We start from the raw sequence: 22,323 nt of genomic DNA on the forward strand, positions 1-22,323 counted from the left end.
TTGTGAAATACAAAGAGTTGGATTCCGCTGATAGTGGATTCTATCAACGGGTTCCAACGATGAAGTAGTTTGCAAAATAGACTAGCATACTGACTAGTTATTTTTTTGAAAATGCCTTAGTTCATAATAAACAATAAATAGTTTTATTTAAGCTGTATTGCTTTTTTAACTTCTTTGACAATATCTTCTGCTGTTAAGCCATAAGCTTTTAGCAATTCATCTGGCTTACCACTTTCACCAAACTTATCCTTTACACCTACTCTTAAAACAGGAACAGGACAATTGCTAGAAACGACTTCACAAACTGCTGAACCTAATCCCCCTATTATATTATGTTCTTCAGCAGTAACAATTACACCAGTCTCTTTTGCTGCACTGATTATAGCTTCTTCATCTATTGGTTTAATTGTATGTATATTAACAACCTTTATTTTAATGCCCTCTTCTGCAAGAATATTATACGCTTCCAAAGCTGCATCCACCATTATTCCAGTTGCGATAACTGTTGCATCTTGCCCTTCTCTTAAAGTAACAGCCTTACCAATTTCAAATTTATATTCTGGATTATCATTTATTACATTCACCTTAGCTCTACCCAATCTAACATAGCAAGGTCCATTATACTCAGCTACTGCTTTTATTGCTGCTTCCGTTTCCACTCCATCACTTGGATTAATAACAACCATATTTGGAACACTTCTCATTAGAGCAATATCTTCTATAGCTTGATGTGAAGCACCATCTTCTCCTACTGTTATACCAGCATGAGTTGCACAAACCTTTACATTTAATTTAGGATAACAAATTGAATTTCTTATTTGCTCAAAAGCTCTTCCAGCCGCAAATATAGCAAATGTACTAACAAAAGGAATTTTTCCACATGTAGATAGTCCTGCCGCAACTGTCATCATATTTGCTTCTGCAATACCCATATTGATAAATCTCTCAGGACATTCTTTTTTAAATTCAGCTGTTTTTGTAGATTTAGATAAATCCGCATCTAGTACAACAACATTCTCATTTTCTCTTCCTAATTTAGCTAATGCCTTTCCATACGCTTCTCTTGTAGCAATCTGTGTCATTATTCTTCACCTCCAATTTCTTTCAATGCTTGAGCACACTGTTCCTTATTTGGAACACTTCCATGCCATCCAGCCTGATTTTCCATAAAGGATACACCTTTTCCTTTAACTGTTTCACATATAATTACTGTTGGCTTATTCTTTACACTTTTTGCTTCTTGTATCGCATTTATTATTTGCTCAAAATCATGACCATTGATTACTATAACGTTCCATCCAAAAGCCTTAAACTTCTCATCTACTGGATTAGAATTCATAACATCAACACATTTTCCATCAATTTGTAATCCATTATGATCAACAAAAGCAGTTAAATTATCAAGCTTATAATGTGCTGCTGACATAGCAGCTTCCCAAACCTGTCCCTCTGCTAACTCTCCATCTCCAAGCAAAGTATACACTCTATAATCTTTTTTATCTAATTTACCTGCTAAAGCCATCCCAACAGCAGCAGATATACCTTGACCTAATGAACCAGTTGACATATCTATCCCGGGAATATAATTCATATTAGGATGTCCTTGAAGCATTGATCCTATTTTTCTCAATTTCATCAATTCGTCTTTATCAAAAAATCCTTTTTCAGCTAACACGCTGTACAAAGCTGGTGCTGCATGACCCTTAGATAAAACAAATCTATCTCTATCTGGATCATGTGGTTTTTCACTATTCACATTCATTTCATGGTAATATAATGTCGTCAATATTTCAACTGCTGACAATGAACCTCCTGGATGACCTGAACCTGATTCTGTTAACATTTTAATGATATCTTTTCTGATGGTTTTGGCTACTTGCTTCAATTCGTCATTACTCATATTCATCATATTTTCCTGATTTATAAAACTTGACCAAACATATTCCAAGTTTTGTCCTGTGGACCAAACAGAACAACAGCATAAATTTTATTTATACTGAACTACAAATCAGGATTTTCACCTACCTTCCCTTTATATTTTTATTTTAAGTCCATTTCATTAACTAAGTTACCAAAATTATTAAAACCGATAAAACATATTTAATGCTTTGGGAACTACTTTTTTCATAATCTGATACCTTATTCAAAAAAGGGGAAGGCATACATCCCTCCCCATGAATATATAATTTTATCTATTGAAGTCCAATACTGATCAAAAGTGCTTGATCAACCTTGCTCATATCCTCATCCGACATATGACCAATCTTCTCCTTAAGTCTTCTCTTATCTAAAGTTCTTATTTGTTCAAGCAAAACTACTGAATCCTTATTTAATCCATATTCCTCAGATGAAATTTCAACATGTGTAGGTAGTTTCGCCTTATTTATCTGAGACGTTATCGCTGAAATAATTACTGTCGGACTATACTTATTTCCAATATCATTTTGGATAATAATAACAGGCCTAACTCCTCCCTGTTCAGATCCAACAACTGGACTTAAATCAGCATAAAATATATCTCCTCTTTTTACTGGTGTAGTAGTCATCAGGTAAATCACTCTCCGAAAGCTTTGCTTCATATTCATTTAATTCATTTATATAATCCTCTAGACCACATTCCGAAATCTCTAAATTCAATCTAGCCATATCATTGTAGCCTTTTTTCATCTGTTCAATGAAACTTTCCTTTTTTTGTTCCTCAATATATAATATTATAGCCTCTGTAATAAATTCACTCTTTTTTCTGCAATCTTTTCTTAGTGCCTCATTGAATTCGTTATAAAGTACTTCTGAGAGGTTGACTACTAACTTTTTTTTACCAGACATGAGAAATTAATACCTCCTATTTAGCTTATGCGAAATATGTATCATCACCAAGTTTATTATAGATAACATTTTTAAATATGTCAAAAGATTTTTTAACCTTTTTTGACAATAAATTTAATAATACCATCTTATTCGATAAAGTTTAAATATATCTTCTCACTTTTTCAACTTTATTATCCTTTATGTAAACCCTTGGCACTCTTTTGCCAATCATACATACAATTTCATAACTAATAGTACCTAGTAATTCTGCCAAATCGTCAGCAGTAATTTTGTTTTTATCACTTCCACCTATTAGTATAACCTCATCTCCAATTTTTACACATTCCACATCTGTAACATCAATCATACATTGATCCATACATATCCTTCCTATAATAGGAGCAAATTTCCCTTTTACAATAACTTTAGCCTTATTAAAAAAAAGTCTAGTATAACCATCAGCATATCCTATTGGCAATGTAGCAATTACAGAGTCTCTACTAGTTCTGAATTTCCTACCATAACCAATATACTCTCCAGAATGTACTTCTTTAACATGAATTACATTAGTTTTTAATGACATTACCGGTTTTAAGTCAATCTTTTGTATATTTACCTCATTAGACGGATAATATCCATAAAGTATTATTCCAGGTCTTACAATATCATAATGATACTCTGGCAAATCTATAATAGCAGCACTATTCGCAGCATGTATATTATTAATTTTAACATTTCTCTTTTTTAGTTTATCATTTACACTCATAAATTTTTCATTTTGGAGTATTGTATATTCTTTATTTTCATCATCAGCAGATGAAAAATGAGTAAATATGCCCTCAATTTCTATATTGGGTAATGCACTAATTTTACATATCTCCTCCACACTTTTATCATTCGGTTCATATCCTATTCTGCCCATTCCAGAATCTATTTTGATATGTATTTTAGCAATTTTGTTTTTCCTTTGAGCTTCTTGTGATAATTTTTCTGCACAATCTATTGAATATATTGTTTGTTCAATATCGTACTCTAATAATTCATCAAAAAGGCTTGGAGGAGTGAAACCCAAAATCATAATAGGGCAATTAATACCTCCTTTTCTAAGTTCAATCGCTTCACTCAGAACCGCCACAGCTAATCTATCAGCACCATTTTGCAACAATACGGGTGCTACATCTAATGCACCATGACCATATGCATCTGCTTTGACCACTGCCATTATTTCCCGGCTTGTAGAGATTCTCCTGATTTCCCTCATGTTATGAGCTAATTTGTCCAAATCAATCTCCGCCCATACCGGCCTCATATGTCTAAACATACTATTTCCCCCATATACACATAAAAATAAATTAAGCGCTTCACAATTTTATTATCTCTTTAATTCAATCAGTATGCTTATTTATATCAAATAGTGATTTATCTATATCTATATTCGTCTTGAAGTTTTTGTAAATCACCTCTATACTTTTATTACCATATATATCATAGATGTAAACCCTTTTAGGTTTTAATTCCTTTGTATCTATATATAATACAGCTTTATTAATATTTTTGTTAGTCCCCGGGATTAAAAAATGTATTAGCTGATATTCATCATCATTTATGTATTTATATGAGTACTGGATTTCTTCATTTGTATAAAGCATCTTAATGTACTCGCTCACAAAGCTCAATTTAAAAACGCTATCAAAACTTTGATTTTGAATATATGTTTTTCCATTATTCAAATCTCTCACATATATCTTTCCATCCAAATAAGTCAGCACCCTATTTTGGTTTATAGCAACTACATGTCCAAATTCTTTACTATATATTTGTTTAGTATTATAAGTAATATCTTGATTTCTATTCTTAACTATTATTTCAACATCAGCACTATATGCATCAATATTCTTAAGAAAGTCGATAGCTTCATAATTATCCCCATATCTGTGAGTACATTTCAATACAAATAAAATAACAATCACAAACAGCATTAATAGTATTAATATGATTTTTTTCACAGTATACCTCCAGTTTTTCATTCTATTATTAATACTATTAACATACTTAATATTATATTCTAGTAACTGCAAACATTCTAAAATTTAGAGCTTAGCTATTTTACTAATAGAATATGGTATTTCATCTATAATATGTGCAGCATTAACACAATACATATTTTGAGATAATCTATCGCCACAATAGCCATGAATATAAACAGACATATAAGCAGCTTCAATTGGTTTATATCCTTGAGCAACAAATGACGTAACAATTCCAGTTAAACAATCTCCCATTCCACCATTAGCCATAGCACTATTACCAGTAGCATTAATATAAGTAACTTTACCATCTGTAATTATGGTGTTGTATCCCTTTAAAACTAATATAATACCATGCTCAGACGCAAAATCTTTTGATACCTCCAATCTATTTTTTTCTATATAATCAATACTTAATCCCGTTATTCTCGACATTTCGCCCAAATGAGGTGTCAGAATTATCTCATTATTCTTATTCTTCAATAAATTCATTTTTCCTGCTAAAACATTAATTCCATCTGCATCTATTATTAATGGACAGTTAATTTTTTCTATTATATGTGATAATATCGTAAGTGTTTTATCATTGTTTCCCATACCAGGTCCAATTGCAACAGCATCACTCTTATTAATTAAATTTTCAAATTTCTCCCTATCATCTATATCTAAAGTCATAGCTTCCAATAATTTCGAACTAACAATATACTGTATATCACTTGGACAACATAGTGTAACAAGCCCTGCTCCACTTCTAACCGCTGCTTGTGTAGCAATCACTGGTGCACCAGTAAACCCCTTATTTCCTGCGACTATTGATACTCTTCCAAAATCCCCTTTATGCTTATATTTTTCTCTTGCTTTTATTTTGTTTTTAATAATATTTTCATCCAACATAAATTCATTCTCATGGAATTTATCTATAACAATATCAGGTATACCTATATCTTCTACAATTACTTCTCCTGTAAACCTATCAGTATTATAATTGATAAATCCTTTTTTATATAACTGAAATGATATTGTTTTATTCGCTTGAACACAGTTACCCAGTTCTATTCCATTGTCACTATCAAATCCTGAAGGTACATCGATTGATATAATATTTGAACTGCTTTCATTGATAACTGTAATAGCTAAATCATATATACCCTCTACTTTTCTACTTAAACCAGTTCCAAAAATAGCATCTATTGTAACATCGCACATTTTTATAGCTTCTCTTAGTATTTCTATATCCTCGATTCCATTTATGAAGTTCACTTTAATTCCCATATTTCGAATAATACCATAGTTAGTTCTGCAATCATCACTTAAATTATTTATGCCAAACATAAATATCTCTACATGCTTATCAAGACAAAACAACTGTCTTGCTACTGCTAAACCATCTCCTCCATTATTACCATTCCCGCAAACTATTACAAATGAATTAGTTTCTTCTAATGGAATGTTCTTTACAACCTTCTCTGCTGCCTTTTCCATAAGTACTATACCTGGAATACCCAATTTTTCAATACAATACTTATCAATGCTTCTTATAATTTTAGATGTCGCTATTTTCATATTCTATAACCTCCAGTATCACATTTGCTACTGCATATTTATTGCAATGTGATATGCTCAAATGTATTTTATAATTCCCTTCTTTCAATGCTATCATCCTAGCTTTTCCTTTTAAAGACACAATTGGTTTACCTAGTGCAGTTTTTTCGATTATTATATCTTTAAAGTCAAAGCCTCTGAATCCAGTTCCCAAAGCTTTAGCAACAGCTTCTTTTGCAGCAAATCTGCCCGCTACATATTCTGGTCTCATATTTCTTCTCTTTAAATACTCAATTTCTGATTTATTAAAAATTCTGCTTAAAAAACCTTGCCTTTTAGTTATAGCATTTTTTATTCTATCGATTTCAACTATATCGGTTCCTACTCCAACTATCAAATAAAATCACTCCTTTACTAATACTCTCTAAATATTATACCATGCAAAATAAAATTTATTTTCAAAATTAAAAGGAACCTACAAGGCTCCTTTATGTAAAAGTTTCATTTAATAATTTGATTGAACAGTTTCAACTAGCTCTTCATCAAAATCTATAACACAACTATCAACATATTCTCCAAGCACATCAATCAAGTGAATAGGAGAAACAGTATTATTATAAACAAGTCTTAATAATTCTTGCACTTTATGTCTATGAGGACTAATATTCTTAATAAATTCTCTCTCTATATTTATTATATTGCCGTTGCAAATATCCTGTCTTTCAGCTTCTATACCATACGATTGAACCTCAGATTTTTTATCACCCGAATTTAATTGAAAATTAGTTCTCAACAATCTGTAAATATAATTATAATTCACATCTTCTTCTCCCTTAATACGTTTGGACAACAACTCTACAACTTTCATATCCTTCCCCCCATAAACTACTTAAACTATAAGTACATATTATCACTTATTTTCAGAAAAATCTGTCACTTCTTATGTTTGGTTCAAAAAAACTTTTCATTCAAAAACGACAGCAATCCCATAATTACTGTCGTACTTTACAAATAACTTAACTATACAAATACTATACTTTGAATTTTTCAGCGATGCATGTCGACTTTTTAATAAAAAAGTCAACAATTTAACATATTAACGTAACTCTTTAATTTCCTAATTTACGTTCTTATAATCACTTCTTTTACATATTTTACCATATTATATCTGTCGATATCAACCTGTTTACAAATATCTTCTAATATTGTTAATGACAATAAAACTACTATTAAATCCTTATTAGAATATTCCATTATGCCATATTTTATTTTCATCTTGTTTACTATCTTTTTATCATAATATATTTCTCTGTATATCTCATCAAACGTTTTATACAGAATATTGTATGAAACATTTGTAAAATCCAAACGAACCTTCTTATTACTTCTTCTTACCTTTTTAATAATATTAAATGCTTTTTCACTTCTGTAATATTTTTCAATCATTACAACATAATTATCAGCAATAAAGTCAGCAATGATTTTAGTATCAATAATAGCTATATCACCCTCTGTATTAAACATAGCTATAAAATCTATATCTTTCTTTACATCTCTTATTTCAGCAATTAGTTTTTTTATTCTATAACTGAATGCACTAGTAAATCGTGCATTGTACACTAAATAATTTATATTTTTTTCTGATGAAATTGCAACTATGTCACTAAATTTCCTTACTCCATTCTTCCCACATTCTTTGTCAGACAAGCATATCACCTCATGATATAGTATTTCGATGTTTTTATTCTTTGTAAAATACAATAATTTTATACTATAACTTCAATTCGTAATATGCACTATAAATATTTAATATCATATATTTTTTAGTAATATTCACTATAAAAATCTCTGCATACTGCATTTTTTCGTTGTAATATGTATGATAAAAATCTAAATTACGAATTGAAGTACTATAATTGTCTTTCAATATTCTTATAATTTTGTTTCATTATTTTTAAATCATCGTTTTTCATATCATGTTGTGAAAATTTAGCCTCATTATAAATTTGGCTTATAGAATCCAAATCCTCAACATCATCAACATACAATTTTGTAACATTGCTAAGCTGTGTTGCATTCATATGAGGCTTAAAAATATTCTTATCCAAAGTCATTATTTGAAACTTTTTATAAACATATAATATTTGTTCATTAATACTTCCCTTACCTTTTAATATTTTTCTTGCTAAATCCCTAAATATACTTTTCTTTTTTCTGTTGATAATTTTTTCCTTTTCTTCAGTTACTAGCTCAAATCGTACACCTTTAGTTTTTTTATGTCCAATTACAATTTTATATATAGCAAAAACAACCAACGCAATCAACAGTATCTTAATAGCTATATCCAATGCTGTTGTACCTATTGTACTAGCATAATCTTTTCGTATATTGGCATTTATTGTATTGTCTCCTTTAACTAAATTGTCGAGTAGCTTTTCTGTATTTTCATTCATATGGGCAACTATGAAATTTTTTAAATATAAAAAAGGTTTTTCTAATATCTTCATTAAAAACAAAACCACAATATTCACAACAACTTGAAATAGCTTGTTTATTTCTGAAAATATCCAATAAAATATTGTTTTAAAGATCAAGAAAACCTTATCTATTGAAAACAATATTATCGTTATAGCTATCACAATATTATAAAAATATGATCTTTTATTCCTTATTTTGAATGAATATCTTCTACTCTCCCTTAAAAGGAGTACCGCCGTTACAATAATAAAAATATAGTATTTTGAAAGAAGTATTGACATACACTTATCAGTGAATGAAATTATAACTCCGAAAAAAATAAATAAAATTAATCCTTTTTGGACTCTATCTCTATAAGTATAATAATCAATTACCTCATCTTCATATCTGTATGATATATATATGCTGATTACAATAAAAACAATACTAAATATTACATTTCCAATATTAAATATAATCATTAATACTGTACATGCAACTAAAGAAATACCAATCGGCAAAACAAATTTATATTTCTTCCATAACAATAAATTATTAAATTTGTATTTCAGAAACTGCATCAAAAAAATTCCTAGTAGTGATATCAGGAAAATACTCTCATCAACATATATATTGAAAAATATTTTTCCGACAATACACCAAATAATGAAGAATAACAATTGAAAAAATATATTATATATCGTTTTGACCTGTCTAAACCAACTCACTAGCTCCACTCACCTTTATAATCCACTTTTTCTACACCCCTAATATTAGTGACAGAATTGTCTAATGAAACATCTATCAATTTAATATCCATTCCCTTATCCCTTAATTTGGAAATGATACTGACTGATGCCTCATTCAAATATGGTGTTAAAATTAAATATGTATTCTTCTGCATAAAATCATTTTTCTTATTCTCTAAATATTTGTCAAATTTAATTTCAACAGAACAATCAATACGTGCACATAGCTCTAAAATTTTCACAAATGAATTTGTTGAAGCTTTAACTGTACTAGAATACATTGATTGCATACCTATTAGTTTTGCATTAGTCCACATTCCTGTAGGCATTCCCTCTTTAGTAGCCTTCGCAGCTAAAGCTACGCCTACTTTAATAGCATCTTCAATACACTTCTCACATATAGTGCTCCATTCAATTTCGCCACACTGTATATTCAAAATAATTATTAACTCTCTTTCAGATGTGTAATCATATTCCTTAACCATAAGCTTGTTCATCTTTAAACTAGATTTCCAATGAATATCCTTCATTCTGTCCTCAACATTATATTCTCTAACTCCTCTAACATAAAGAGGATCCTTATGTATCCACCTTTTAACTATTTCATCACCCAATAAATTTGTATTATTAAATTTGAATTTGCTGATATTTTTCACTTTAGGATATACAATTACTTCTTTATAATCTAAAATATCCTTAGTTTCTGCCGAGAATCCAAATAAATCCCCTATTGTTATCTGTATGTCCCTTATTATATATGTACCTCTTTTATTAACTAGTACATTATATTTTCTTTTTCTTCGTTCATAATTCAATATAGAATACTTGCTTGTATGATACTGATTATTGCTATTTCTTAAAATCTGTGCATTGTTGCCATACACAAAATTTAATGGTATTCTCTCTTTAATCAATATAAATGAAACAGGAAGCCATTTATTATTTTCAACCACTGTCTCAATAATCAATTCTTCACCTTCAAATATCCTATTGTTTTGTATATTTCTTGTTATTTTTAACTTTTCAAAACCCTTAATTCGTGTAACTTTTGCAATTAACATTAACAATAAAATTATACAGCATATGAAAAAAACCTGCATTAACATACCATCACCCTAAACCTCTTCTAGAGGAGCCTTAATTGAATTTAAAATATCTTCTATAATCTTTTCTGATAAATTTTTACTAATGCTGATTTCACTTTTAAGAATTAACCTATGACTTAAAACAGGAACAGACATTTCTTTAACATCTTCAGGTATAACATAATCTCTACCATTTATTGCTGCATTAGCTTGAGAAGCCTTCATAAGATTCAATGTTGCTCTAGGACTACATCCTAATTCTACATCATTATGTGTTCTTGTCTTTAAAATAATATTTAATATGTATTCTTTTATATCCTTGCTAACAAAAACTTTGTCATAATTATTTTGAACATATTCTATCTCTTCTATTGAAACAACTTCCTCAATTGAATCAAAAGGATCAGAATCTACATATCTATTCATCATTTCAATTTCTTCATTTGAATTTGGATATCCCATAGAAAGTTTGATAAAAAACCTATCTAATTGTGCCTCTGGAAGTGGAAAAGTCCCGAATTGCTCCACAGGATTCTGAGTTGCTATTACAAAGAAAGGCCTTGATAATTTAATTGTATTACCCTCTATTGTTACTTGACGTTCTGCCATGCATTCAAGCAATGCTGATTGTGTCCTTGGAGTAGCCCTATTTATCTCATCTGCTAGTATAAACTGTTTTAATAATGGTCCTTCTTTAAACTCAAATTCTTGTGTTTTTTGATTATAATAGTAGATACCTGTTAAATCAGAAGGGAGAAGATCTGGCGTAAACTGAATTCTGCTAAAACTACAATTCATTGACTTTGCCATGCTTTTAGCTAGTTTTGTTTTCCCTACCCCTGGAACATCTTCTAAAAGAACGTGCCCAGAGCAAATAAATGCAACAATAATTTTATCTATTTTATCTTCCTTCCCAACAATAACCTTGCTAATGTTTTTATTCACTTTACATTTAAAATTTTCAAACATATCAGTTTCCATATTAATTACCCCCACGCAACAATATCATTGTAAAATAATGTATATTAGAAGCACTTTCTACGACTTTATTTTACTCGTAAAAAGAAAATAATTCAAGTCTAATAATTTTTAGTTTTTAGTTTCTTACGAATATTCTAAATTTAATTTTTCTTTTAAATTCCCAGCACCTTGTTTTTCCTCTAGTACCTCCTTTCCCCTCCTAGTACCTAACAAGATACTGGTTACCAAGTTACAAATTTGTGTTAGAGACTAGAGATTGGAGACTGGAAACTGAACCAAAGTCGCTAATCACCAATCACCAAAGCAGATTGTAACTTAGTTAGAAATTTAAAGTCTAGCACCTTGTTTTTCCTCCCAGTACCTTCTTTCCCCTCCTAGTACCTAACAAGATACTGGTTACCAAGTTACAAACTATCACTTTGTTTAGTATCCAAGCATAGCTGGAACAGCTACTAACCCTATTGTTATAACTGCTGATGAAATCAATGCCCCTATTGCAGCACATAGAACTGATTTCTTAAAATCAAATTTTAAAAACGCAGCAATAGCAGTACCTGTCCAAACTCCAGTAGTAGGAAGCGGTATAGCAATAAATGTAATTAATGCTGGCTCTTTATATTTTTCAAATTTATATTTGTTTTTATTTATTTTTCTTTCTATAATGTCACAAAATTTATAAAAAATTTTATATTTCTTTAGCCATTCAAATATTTTTTCAAATAGTAGTAATATAAATGGAACAGGCAACAAGCTTCCTAAATAACTCACAACAAACACAACAAATGGATTTAAATTATACCTAAACAATCCAATAGGTATAGCTCCCCTTTGTTCAACAATAGGAACTGCTGACCAAAATATCACTATCAATATACTTTTAATTATACCCATAATTCGATTCCCCTTATATAATTTCATAGTCATTATAATTTTATAAGTCTTATAACCTATTATATAGAGCATTTGAAAATCTTTCAATAAACTTATCTAAATTCTAAAAACTTCATAATACATAATACATAAAAATCTCTAAGAACTCTTCGTCTTAGAGATTTTTGGGCTAATTTGTTTTCTCTTCCTTCTTGAAATCCAAGAAATTAATTTGCTCTGCTATTATTTCTGCATAGTATTTTCTTTCACCTTCTTGAATCTCATAACTGCCAACCTTTAATCTGCCAATAACATTAATGAGTCTACCTTTTTCTAAATGTTCAACCAAACTTTCTGCAATTCTGCCCCACAAAGCAATCTGTATAAAATCAGTTTCTTTGTCCTTGTTGATGTTCTTAAATTCTCTATCTACCGCTAAAATAAATTTTAGATATGGTATATTCTTTTCTGTTGTATGTCTTAATTCTGGTGTTTTAACTATTCTTCCAATAAGCAAAACTTTATTCATTTTATCACTCCTGACTTCATAAAATACACCTTATATATAAATTAATATCCAGTTTAATACTTTTTAAACACAGAAGTTTAGCACTTAAATATCTTTCAAGTTAGCATTAATTGTAAACTGCCATAATAGACTTTAATCCCATTTTATGTTATACTGGTATTACAGTTTAATATTATTCTTTTCTTATGCATAAAATAGTGTCGAGTAGTTTTATTTTAATACATGGCATCTTATCAAATCATACATAAGCATTATTCATAATATTATACCTATTTTGAGTTTTATTCATTTTATAATAACTTCAAATGAATTTGTTTTACTAAATCAAAAATATTAGTACTTTGTGCGGAAATATTACTCTATCTAAAGCAAAAATTCAAATTTCCACTCATAAAGCATTTGAAATAAAATAACTCAGTAAACTCGTTTTGATAAAGCAAAACATTGAGACTTTAGTTGGAGGCTCTACTCTACTTGAAATAGAAGCTTCAATCTCCCACTTGTAAAAGTGGAAGTCTTGTAAAATTGATAAATAAGCACGTTAAGTTTAAGACTCGCTCAAAACAAGAACATAAACTATCACTTTGATAGACATTCCGAAACTTAAACTTAAAACTAACTGCAAAAATATGATAAGAGGTGGTTTTATATGAAAATAATTATAATAGGTAGCGGTGCTGCAGGTTATTATTCTGCAAAGGCTGCACGTGAAAAAAATAAAGAATGTGACATTGAAATAATATCAAAAGAAACTCTCATGCCTTACTTCAAACCAATGCTGACAAGCTATTTAACTAAAGATACATCCATAGATAAATTATTTATCTCTCAACAAGAGTGGTATGAAAAAAATAATATCAATTTAAATTTAGGAAAAAATGTTGTAAAAATTAATACCAATGATAAGAATATTGTTTTAGAAGATGATACTATTATTGATTATGACAAATTGATAATTGCATCTGGTGCTCATGCATTTATGCCTCCTATTCCTGGTAAAGAAAAACTTAGAGCACTTACACTTAGAACATTAGAAAATGCAAATAAAATAAAAAATTACTTAAAATCAGCTGAAAGCATAGTAATAGTTGGAGGTGGCCTCTTAGGACTCCAAGCTGCGTATGAAATAAGTAAATTGAACCTTAAAGTTATAATTGTAGAAAGAAATCCTATACTTATGCATCGTCAATTAGATAAAACTTCATCTAAGATATTAAAATCCCTTATGGAAAATAAGAACGTTAAAGTAATAATTGGTGAATCTGTTAAAGAAGTATTGGGTTTTACAAAAGTCACTGGAGTAAAATTATCAAATAATAAATCGTTAAGATGTGATTTAGTATTATTTTCTATTGGCATAAAGCCAAATATTGATTTAATAGAAAACTCTGAAATAAAATACCACAAAGGAATTTTAGTTAATACAAGAATGGAGACTAATGTTAAAGATGTTTATGCCTGTGGTGATTGTGCAGAACTTAGTACTGCATCATATGGTAATTGGGCTGTATCCCAAAAAACAGGCGAAATTGCTGGCTCGAACGCCGCAGGAGGTAATTCTGAGTTTAACAATTTTGTACCATCATTCTTCTTCCAAGGATTTAACACAAAAATCTTTTCATGTGGTAATTTAAACAATATCGAAAGCACTCAACAAGTTAGGTTCATAGATAAAGACAGGAAGATTTTTAAAAGACTATATTTTAAACACGATGAAATTACAGGAGCAATATTGATGGGTAATACGGATAAGTCAAATGATATTGTGAATGCAATAATAAATAAGAAGACATTTAACGATATTATGAAAGAGTATACGCTCATTTAGTACTAAGGCATTTTCAAAAAAATAACTAGTCAGTATGCTAGCCTATTTTGCGAACTACTTCATCGTTGGAACCCGTTGATAGAACCTACTATCAGCGGAACCCAACTCTTTGTATTTCACAAAATATACGTCGCATCTTTGACTTGTTATTTTCTTTCAAATACCTAAAAGGCTATTTGTGAAAAATAGCCTTTTGTATATGTAATTAAACATCTTCAAAAATGACTAGTCATCATACTTGTTATTTCCTTTCAAACAAATGCCTTAAAACTCATTTGGTCTAGTATCACTAATATTGAAATAATATAATATAGAATCGATTATCCTTTCAGATGCTTTCCCATCACCATATGGATTTACTGCTGTACTCATTTTATTATAAACTTCTCTGTTATTTAGTAGCTCACTAGCACTTTTTATTATGATATCTTCAGCCGTACCAACAAGTTTAACAGTACCATACTCAACAGCTTCTTCTCTCTCTGTAACATCTCTAAATACTAAAACTGGCTTAGAAAGATATGGTGCTTCCTCTTGAAGTCCCCCTGAGTCTGTCATAACCATATAGCATTTATTCATTAAATTATGTGCTTCTCTAGTATTAATTGGTGGTAGTAAATAAACTCTTTCAATGTTTTCTAAATATTTATATACAGTATTTCTAACTATCGGATTTAAATGCACTAAAAAAACTATCTCTACTTCATTATTATTTTCAACAATTTTTCTAAGTGCTTTGCATATATTTTCTATTCCTTTTCCCCAATTTTCTCTTCTGTGTGCAGTTACCATTATTATCTTTTTATTTTCATAATCTAAATCATTCAGAATATCATTTTCAAATTTATATTTGTCTTTAACTGTATATTTGAGTGCATCAATAACTGTGTTGCCAGTAACAAATATATTTTCTTCTTTTACTCCTTCTGTTAAAAGATTTCTTTTATTCACTTCAGTAGGTGCAAAATTCAAATCTGCTATTACTCCTGTAAGTCTCCTATTCATCTCCTCTGGATATGGAGAGTATTTTTCAAAACTCCTAAGTCCCGCTTCAACATGCCCAACTTTAATTTTTTTATAAAAAGCCGATAGAGCTGCCGCAAATGTAGTAGTTGTATCACCATGAACTAAAATCATATCCGGAGTATATTCTTTGTAAATGTTCTCAAGTCCAACAAGTACTCTATTCGTTACACCTGTCAGATTCTGCTTATATTTCATTATGTCCAAGTCATAATCAGTATCAATATCAAACAATTCTAATACTTGATCTAACATCTCTCTATGCTGAGCAGTAACACATATTTTAGATTCAAAGTATTTATTTCTATCAAGCAACTTAATTAGCGGAGCCATCTTTATAGCTTCCGGTCTTGTACCAAATATTGACATTATCTTTATTCTTTTAGTTACATTCATCTTTTTCACCATCTTTGTTTATCATTAAAAATTCACTCTTTTTTCTGTGACAAAATAGCATTTATCTCTCCCCCTAACAGTATAACAACTGAAGTTATAAATAGCCATACCATAAGTACAATTATTGCACCAATTCCACCATAAATTCCCGAATAATTATTAAAATTATTTACATAAAAAGCAAATGCCATAGATGACAGCAACCATCCTAATGTACAAAATGTTGCCCCAGGCATGACTTCATGCCAATCAAGCTTTTTACACGGCGTTAAGTGATACAATGCTGCAAATGCAAATATCATTAATACAATTGCACCTATATACCTTAATATATTCCAATTAATTTTAAAATTAATCGACAATCCTAACTTGGTTACCATCATATTGCCTATCATTTCACCAAATACTAATAATGATATTGAAAAAATTATTATAAATGTCAATGCAAACATACACAAAACCGATATAATGACAACCATCCAGTATGGTCTTTTTTCTTCTCTATTGTAAGCTTTATTCAATCCTTTAATTACAGCTCTAAAACCACTTGAACCAACCCAAATCGTAACTATCGCACTAAATGATAGTAAATTTCCATTTCTTGAATCTACTATTTCTATTACTGTACTTGTTATCAAATCAAAAGCATTAGTAGGTAAAACCGTCCTCAACATAGATAATACATCACTACTATTAACTGAAGAATATCCCACTATAGTAAGCAAAAAAATCAAAAACGGGAAAAAAGATAATATTAAACTATATGCAAGTTGAGAAGCTAATGCAATAATATCATCTTCAAAAAACTTTCTACCGAGAATTTTCAAATCATCAATCATATCTTTATTCTCCAATCACTGATTAACAAATTTACTAGAGTATATAATTTTCTAAACAAAATGTGAATTCTTATACTTATATTTATATTAATTGTAAAATTCTCCAAACCGCATAATATTCTAGCAAAAAAAATATAAATCTTATATACTTGCAAAATTCTTAAAACCGTATAATTCTCTAAACCAAAATATGAATTTTATAGCCTGACAAATAAAAAATGCATTACCACAAATTATAATATTCAAATTTTACTAAATATATGTAATTAGTATTATACAACAAAGTAAAAAGTATTACAAAAAAATTAAGTTGTTAATACAAAACATATTAACAACTTAATTTTTATCAATAATACTACTCTAACTATAATGCAGGTTTTAAAAAACCATTTCCTTGGACTTCAGAAGCATCTACTACAGAAACCAATGCCTTACTATCTATTTTATCAATAATAGCTTTAGCCCTTGTCAATTCCCTTAATGTAACAATGCAATATAATATCTTCTTTTTATCCCCTGTATATGCACCTTCAGCATCTAAAAAAGTTACGCCTCTTCCAATTTTATTCATTATTTCAGTTGAAATCTCTTTTTCCTTAGATGTTATAGCCATAATCATCTTCTTTTGTTCAAAACCAACAATAACCCTATCAATTACCAAAGACTTAATGTACATCAATAGTACTGTATATAATGTTAGTTTTAAATTAGTAACAAATACTCCAAGTAAAACTATTGTACCATTAAGAACAAAATATAGCGTCGACATTTTAGCTCCATTTTTATTTCTTATTATCACAGCTATAATATCCGTTCCACCTTGTGAAGCTCTATTCTTAAAAATAATTCCCATACCAATACCACTTATTATAGCACCAAAAATAGTCGATATAACAATATCATCAACCTTTAAAAATCCTACAATGTTTCTTGTTATTATCAAGAATCCTGACATGGTAAGCATTCCTAGAATACTAAAAAGTACAAAATCCTTATCAACTTTCTTAACCCCGATTATGAATATGGGAATATTTAATATAAATACCCAATATCCTGATGGGACACTAGTAACATATTGGAATAATAATGAAATCCCTGCAATTCCACCACTCAATAATTTATGAGGTGCTATAAAAGCATTAATACCAATTGCATAAAGCAAACTTCCTAATGAAACAAGTAAACTTCTTTTGATAATATTATTATTTTCCATTTTATTTCTCCTTTATTATTAATTATGAATATAAAATACATTGAACATATCTAAGGCATAGTGAATTCGTTTTGTTAAAGCAAAACTTTGACTTGTTATTTTCTTTCAAATGCCTTACTTTCATATTCCTAAATCTTAATATAAAACGGAAAATAATGTATCAATATCCTATTCAAAGGTATATTACCCTTTGAAAAAAGATAAAGTATTATGGCTCTCATCACATATTCCTCCCCTCCGAAAGACTTGCGAAGAGCAACAGGCAGGTCTCCTGACTCATGATTCATCCTCCTTCTACCCTTCCCAGCAAATAGCCAGTGGTATACTTAGAATTCGTCATCATTCACAGTAGCGGGGGCTGTAGTGGATTTTCACCACTTTCCCTTTTCATTCTAAAAAGAACACCTGTCACCTACTTTTTTAGTTTTCTTCACACACAGGATTATATAAGCATTACTTATATTGGTCAAATCTATATATCTTTAAATTCTATTGTATAAGCAAATTATCTCAATATATTTCTGCTTTATTTCAATTTACTCATGACATTACAGTCCATTTAGTTCCAATCATTAAATACAACCCATTATTGGATTAATCCAATAATGGGTTGTATTGCTTCTATCCTACTTGACTGCCATTTGGCAATTTACCCTGAATTCCTGCTAAAACAAGCTTACTATCATCATTAGTATATGCTGCAAGTATCATTCCTTGTGACAATTCTCCTCTTAATTTCACAGGTTTAAGATTTGCTACAAGAATAACTTGTTTACCAATCAAATCTTCTGGTTTATAATGCTGTGCTATTCCTGAAACTACCTGTCTGATTTCTCCACCCAAATCAACTTTCAATTTAAGTAGCTTTTTAGCTTTTTTAATAGGTTCACACTCCAAAACGGTAACTACTCTTAAATCTATTTTATCAAAATCATCTATTGTTATTTCATCTTTGATTGGAATCATTTCTTGCTTTTCTTCATCATTTGCAGCAGCCGCAGCCTTTCTCTGTTCTTCGGCTATTTTTTCAAACTCTGCTAATTTCTTTTCAACATCGATTCTTGGGAATATAACCCCCTTTTTCTCAACTTTAGTACCTGCCTTTGTTCCATCAAAGGATACAAGACTATCCCACGAAGTTAAGTCTATATTTAATTGCTCATTTATTTTTTCACTAGTCTCTGGCAAGAATGGTGAAACTAATACTGATATAAATCTCAAAGATTCTGATAAATTGTAAAGTACAGTAGAAAGCCTATCTTTTTTGCTTTCGTCCTTACCAAGAATCCATGGCTCTGTTTCATCTATATATTTATTTGTTCTTCTTATAAGTGTCCAAATATGGTCAAGTGCATAAGGTATCTTTAAATCATCTATTTCTTTTTCAACTTTAGAAGGAGTTTCTAATGCTAATTTTATAAGTTCATCATCAACAGCTTCCTTTACATTAGGTGCAGGCATTTCTCCTCCAAAGTACTTAGAAATCATAGTAACTGTTCTTGAAAGAAGATTTCCTAAATCATTTGCAAGGTCTGAATTAGTTTTTTTGATAAATATTTCATTACTAAATATTCCATCAGAACCAAATGGAATCTCGTGAAGTAAATAATATCTAACTGCATCTACTCCAAAATGCTCTACAAGCACTTCTGGATCAACAATATTTCCTTTTGATTTAGACATTTTACCCCCCTCAAGCATAAGCCATCCATGACCAAATACTTGCTTAGGAAGTGGTAATTCAAGTGCCATTAACATAATTGGCCAATATATTGTATGGAATCTTAAAATGTCCTTACCAATAAGGTGTACATCTGCTGGCCAATATTTTTCCATTAATGCTGGCTCATCATTTAAATATCCTAATGCTGTAATATAGTTTGAAAGTGCATCTATCCAAACATAAACAACATGATCAGTATCAAATTCAACAGGAATACCCCAATTAAAAGATGTCCTAGAAACACATAAATCTTGAAGTCCTGGTCTTAAGAAATTATTGAGCATTTCATTTTTTCTTGTTTCTGGTTGAATAAAATCTGGGTGTGTTTCAATATATTCAATTAATCTATCTGCATATTTGCTCATTTTAAAGAAATATGCTTCTTCCTTAGCTTTCTCCACTGGTCTTCCACAATCAGGACATTTTCCATCTACCAGTTGTGATTCAGTGAAGAATGACTCACAAGGAGTGCAATACCATCCTTCATATTCTCCTTTGTATATATCTCCCTTGTCATATAGTTTCTTAAAAATTTTTTTGACTGATTCTTCATGATAATTGTCAGTAGTTCTTATGAATTTATCATAGCTAATATTCATTAATTTCCACAGTTCCTTAATTCCAGCTACAATTTCATCAACATATTGTTTTGGAGTTACTCCCTTTTCCTCCGCTATTCTTTGAATTTTTTGTCCATGCTCGTCGCTCCCAGTTAAAAACATTACATCATAACCAGTGAGTCTCTTAAATCTTGCAACAGCGTCAGCCGCAACAGTTGTATAAGTATTACCAATGTGAAGTTTTGCCGATGGATAATAAATAGGTGTCGTAATATAATACGGTTTCTTGTTCATTAAAATTCCTTCCTTTCTTTTTATAGATTCAAACTTTACAGATATAAAATTTAACACTTTGATATTTGCAAAAGTTAATTTGTAAACTAAAAACATTAATAAAAAACAAACGCCTCCAAGCCAAATCTTGCTTAGAGGCGAATATACGCGTTACCACTCTAATTCTTCCCTACCTCACGATAAGGAACTCATTAAGTGACTCTCAACCTAAATAGAAAGGTCAATTTATCACTTTGCAATATAACGGTTGCAAATCCGTACTGCTCTACTACCACTTCAAACAGTATGCTCCAAGGCCATGTTCGTAAACTTCCATATCGCCAGCTTTCACCTGACCTGGCTCTCTTTAGATACTTTCATTTACTACTCTTCTCTTCAACGCATTTACTCCACTCATACTTAACACTCATGCTTAAAGTCTTTTTATTTACTAATAATATTATTATAGTTAACAGTCTCTGTCAATATTATTGTTAAATCAAACATAATTTATTCTATTTATTCTTTATTTCAATATATCTAGCTTTTACGCTTTTCAAATCTTGCCAAAAAAATTTTTTCTTGCTCTCATCCCTTAGTAATGCAGCTGGATGAAATGTTGCCATCATATAAACTCCTTTTCTTTTAATCCATTGTCCTCTATTTCTTGTTATTCTCCATTCTTTACTTATAACATATCTCATTGCAACAGAACCTAAACATACAATTATCTTTGGTTTTATTAGTGCTGCTTGATTTCTTAGGTAAGGTAAACACGCATATGCTTCCTCTTCTTTAGGATTTCTGTTTTTAGGAGGTCTACATTTACATATATTGCATATATAATAATCTTCTTCTCTTGTTAGTTCTAGTGCTGTAAGTGCTTTATTAAGAAGTTGACCTGCTTTTCCAACAAAAGGAACTCCCGTTCTATCTTCATCTCCTCCAGGCGCCTCTCCAATAAACATAATATCTGCATTAATATTTCCCTCTCCAAAAACCATTTTATTTCTATTTTTACACAACTCGCATTTGCTACAATTTAAACATTCATCGTATAATTCTTTCCATTGAAACACACTTTCACCTCATTTCTTACATCATATCATTGAGATAATTTTACCACATTTCCCATTATAGCAAAAAAAATTTCATCTATTTTCCCAATTGTATAAATTGAGGCATATGTTATTAATATAAACATCTATTTTTTGAGGTGATTAACATGAAAAATAAAAAAGAAGACAACTTCAAAAAAGCTTATATTGAGCTTTTGACTAAACTCCAAACAGCTGTAAACAATATAAATGCTTCTGATTATAGCAAAAAGTCACTGGGGAGATTTAAAGAAAAGGTTGAAAAAATCGTTTATGAAGCAAACGAATATATTAAGAATTGACATACAATAAAAAAATAAAGA

22 protein-coding genes, 1 riboswitch and 1 other annotated feature are annotated in these 22,323 nt (G+C 29.9%); of the genes, 2 read left to right on the forward strand and 20 right to left on the reverse strand.

The window, feature by feature from the left end:
* Window positions 1–143: 143 nt before the first annotated feature.
* From CLTEP_RS02895 to CLTEP_RS02965, 15 genes are all read right to left on the reverse strand, one after another.
* The gene (locus CLTEP_RS02895; RefSeq protein WP_153016266.1) at window positions 144–1,085 is read right to left on the reverse strand and encodes a transketolase family protein; all 942 of its coding nucleotides are present in this window, start codon (window positions 1,083–1,085) and stop codon (window positions 144–146) included.
* Window positions 1,082–1,909, reverse strand: a complete 828-nt coding sequence (locus CLTEP_RS02900; protein ID WP_278319515.1) for a transketolase — start codon at window positions 1,907–1,909, stop codon at window positions 1,082–1,084. The genes CLTEP_RS02895 and CLTEP_RS02900 overlap by 4 nt, the downstream gene beginning before the upstream one ends.
* Before the next feature lie 283 nt (window positions 1,910–2,192).
* Window positions 2,193–2,546, reverse strand: coding sequence for a type II toxin-antitoxin system PemK/MazF family toxin (locus CLTEP_RS02905; RefSeq protein WP_066822351.1), 354 nt, complete (start codon window positions 2,544–2,546; stop codon window positions 2,193–2,195).
* Window positions 2,503–2,826 (reverse strand): CopG family transcriptional regulator, encoded by a 324-nt coding sequence (locus CLTEP_RS02910; protein ID WP_066822353.1) that lies wholly within the window; start codon window positions 2,824–2,826, stop codon window positions 2,503–2,505. The genes CLTEP_RS02905 and CLTEP_RS02910 overlap by 44 nt, the downstream gene beginning before the upstream one ends.
* A gap of 142 nt (window positions 2,827–2,968) precedes the next feature.
* Window positions 2,969–4,129: an alanine racemase gene (gene alr, locus CLTEP_RS02915; RefSeq protein WP_066822355.1), complete on the reverse strand. Its 1,161-nt coding sequence runs from the start codon at window positions 4,127–4,129 to the stop codon at window positions 2,969–2,971.
* Window positions 4,130–4,193: 64 nt separating this feature from the next.
* A complete protein-coding gene (locus CLTEP_RS02920) occupies window positions 4,194–4,814 on the reverse strand; it encodes a germination lipoprotein GerS-related protein (RefSeq protein ID WP_084364581.1) in 621 nt (206 codons plus the stop codon).
* Window positions 4,815–4,898: 84 nt separating this feature from the next.
* Window positions 4,899–6,398, reverse strand: a complete 1,500-nt coding sequence (locus CLTEP_RS02925) for a bifunctional ADP-dependent NAD(P)H-hydrate dehydratase/NAD(P)H-hydrate epimerase (protein WP_066822357.1) — start codon at window positions 6,396–6,398, stop codon at window positions 4,899–4,901.
* Window positions 6,379–6,774, reverse strand: a complete 396-nt coding sequence (acpS, locus tag CLTEP_RS02930) for a holo-ACP synthase (RefSeq protein WP_066822359.1) — start codon at window positions 6,772–6,774, stop codon at window positions 6,379–6,381. The genes CLTEP_RS02925 and acpS overlap by 20 nt, the downstream gene beginning before the upstream one ends.
* Window positions 6,775–6,882: 108 nt before the next feature.
* Window positions 6,883–7,245 (reverse strand): DUF6514 family protein, encoded by a 363-nt coding sequence (locus CLTEP_RS02935; protein WP_066822362.1) that lies wholly within the window; start codon window positions 7,243–7,245, stop codon window positions 6,883–6,885.
* Between the two features lie 254 nt (window positions 7,246–7,499).
* The gene (locus tag CLTEP_RS02940) at window positions 7,500–8,084 is read right to left on the reverse strand and encodes a hypothetical protein (protein WP_066822365.1); all 585 of its coding nucleotides are present in this window, start codon (window positions 8,082–8,084) and stop codon (window positions 7,500–7,502) included.
* Window positions 8,085–8,287: 203 nt separating this feature from the next.
* A complete protein-coding gene (locus CLTEP_RS02945; protein ID WP_066822368.1) occupies window positions 8,288–9,415 on the reverse strand; it encodes a hypothetical protein in 1,128 nt (375 codons plus the stop codon).
* Between the two features lie 146 nt (window positions 9,416–9,561).
* Entirely contained in the window at window positions 9,562–10,689 is a 1,128-nt protein-coding gene (locus CLTEP_RS02950) for a DUF58 domain-containing protein (RefSeq protein WP_066822371.1), read from the reverse strand.
* Window positions 10,690–10,698: 9 nt separating this feature from the next.
* Window positions 10,699–11,649, reverse strand: coding sequence for an AAA family ATPase (locus CLTEP_RS02955; RefSeq protein WP_084364583.1), 951 nt, complete (start codon window positions 11,647–11,649; stop codon window positions 10,699–10,701).
* 423 nt (window positions 11,650–12,072) lie between these two features.
* Window positions 12,073–12,540: a COG2426 family protein gene (locus tag CLTEP_RS02960; protein ID WP_084364585.1), complete on the reverse strand. Its 468-nt coding sequence runs from the start codon at window positions 12,538–12,540 to the stop codon at window positions 12,073–12,075.
* A gap of 169 nt (window positions 12,541–12,709) precedes the next feature.
* Window positions 12,710–13,048, reverse strand: coding sequence for a single-stranded DNA-binding protein (locus CLTEP_RS02965; RefSeq protein WP_066822374.1), 339 nt, complete (start codon window positions 13,046–13,048; stop codon window positions 12,710–12,712).
* A gap of 649 nt (window positions 13,049–13,697) precedes the next feature.
* Here CLTEP_RS02965 and CLTEP_RS02970 point away from each other — a divergent pair.
* Window positions 13,698–14,876 (forward strand): NAD(P)/FAD-dependent oxidoreductase, encoded by a 1,179-nt coding sequence (locus tag CLTEP_RS02970; RefSeq protein ID WP_066822377.1) that lies wholly within the window; start codon window positions 13,698–13,700, stop codon window positions 14,874–14,876.
* Window positions 14,877–15,140: 264 nt separating this feature from the next.
* On the opposite strand, the gene wecB is transcribed toward CLTEP_RS02970, so the two are convergent.
* From wecB to CLTEP_RS02995, 5 genes are all read right to left on the reverse strand, one after another.
* Window positions 15,141–16,295 carry a non-hydrolyzing UDP-N-acetylglucosamine 2-epimerase gene (gene wecB / locus CLTEP_RS02975; protein ID WP_066822380.1) on the reverse strand — a complete coding sequence of 385 codons (1,155 nt, stop codon included), beginning with the start codon at window positions 16,293–16,295 and terminating at the stop codon, window positions 15,141–15,143.
* 32 nt (window positions 16,296–16,327) lie between these two features.
* Window positions 16,328–17,134, reverse strand: a complete 807-nt coding sequence (locus tag CLTEP_RS02980; RefSeq protein WP_066822383.1) for a YihY/virulence factor BrkB family protein — start codon at window positions 17,132–17,134, stop codon at window positions 16,328–16,330.
* A gap of 364 nt (window positions 17,135–17,498) precedes the next feature.
* Complete coding sequence (locus CLTEP_RS02985) at window positions 17,499–18,347, reverse strand: YitT family protein (RefSeq protein ID WP_066822386.1); 849 nt, start codon at window positions 18,345–18,347, stop codon at window positions 17,499–17,501.
* 244 nt (window positions 18,348–18,591) lie between these two features.
* Window positions 18,592–18,771: riboswitch (cobalamin riboswitch) on the reverse strand.
* 197 nt (window positions 18,772–18,968) lie between these two features.
* A complete protein-coding gene (gene metG, locus CLTEP_RS02990) occupies window positions 18,969–20,924 on the reverse strand; it encodes a methionine--tRNA ligase (RefSeq protein ID WP_066822563.1) in 1,956 nt (651 codons plus the stop codon).
* Between the two features lie 130 nt (window positions 20,925–21,054).
* Window positions 21,055–21,312, reverse strand: a binding site (T-box leader).
* Between the two features lie 106 nt (window positions 21,313–21,418).
* Entirely contained in the window at window positions 21,419–21,982 is a 564-nt protein-coding gene (locus tag CLTEP_RS02995) for a uracil-DNA glycosylase (protein ID WP_066822402.1), read from the reverse strand.
* A 146-nt stretch (window positions 21,983–22,128) separates the two neighbouring features.
* Between CLTEP_RS02995 and CLTEP_RS14825 the strand changes: the two genes are divergently transcribed.
* A complete protein-coding gene (locus tag CLTEP_RS14825) occupies window positions 22,129–22,302 on the forward strand; it encodes a hypothetical protein (protein WP_161938343.1) in 174 nt (57 codons plus the stop codon).
* Window positions 22,303–22,323 lie beyond the last annotated feature (21 nt).

This window comes from Clostridium tepidiprofundi DSM 19306 (assembly GCF_001594005.1).
In the GTDB taxonomy this organism is placed as follows: domain Bacteria; phylum Bacillota; class Clostridia; order Clostridiales; family Clostridiaceae; genus Clostridium_AC; species Clostridium_AC tepidiprofundi.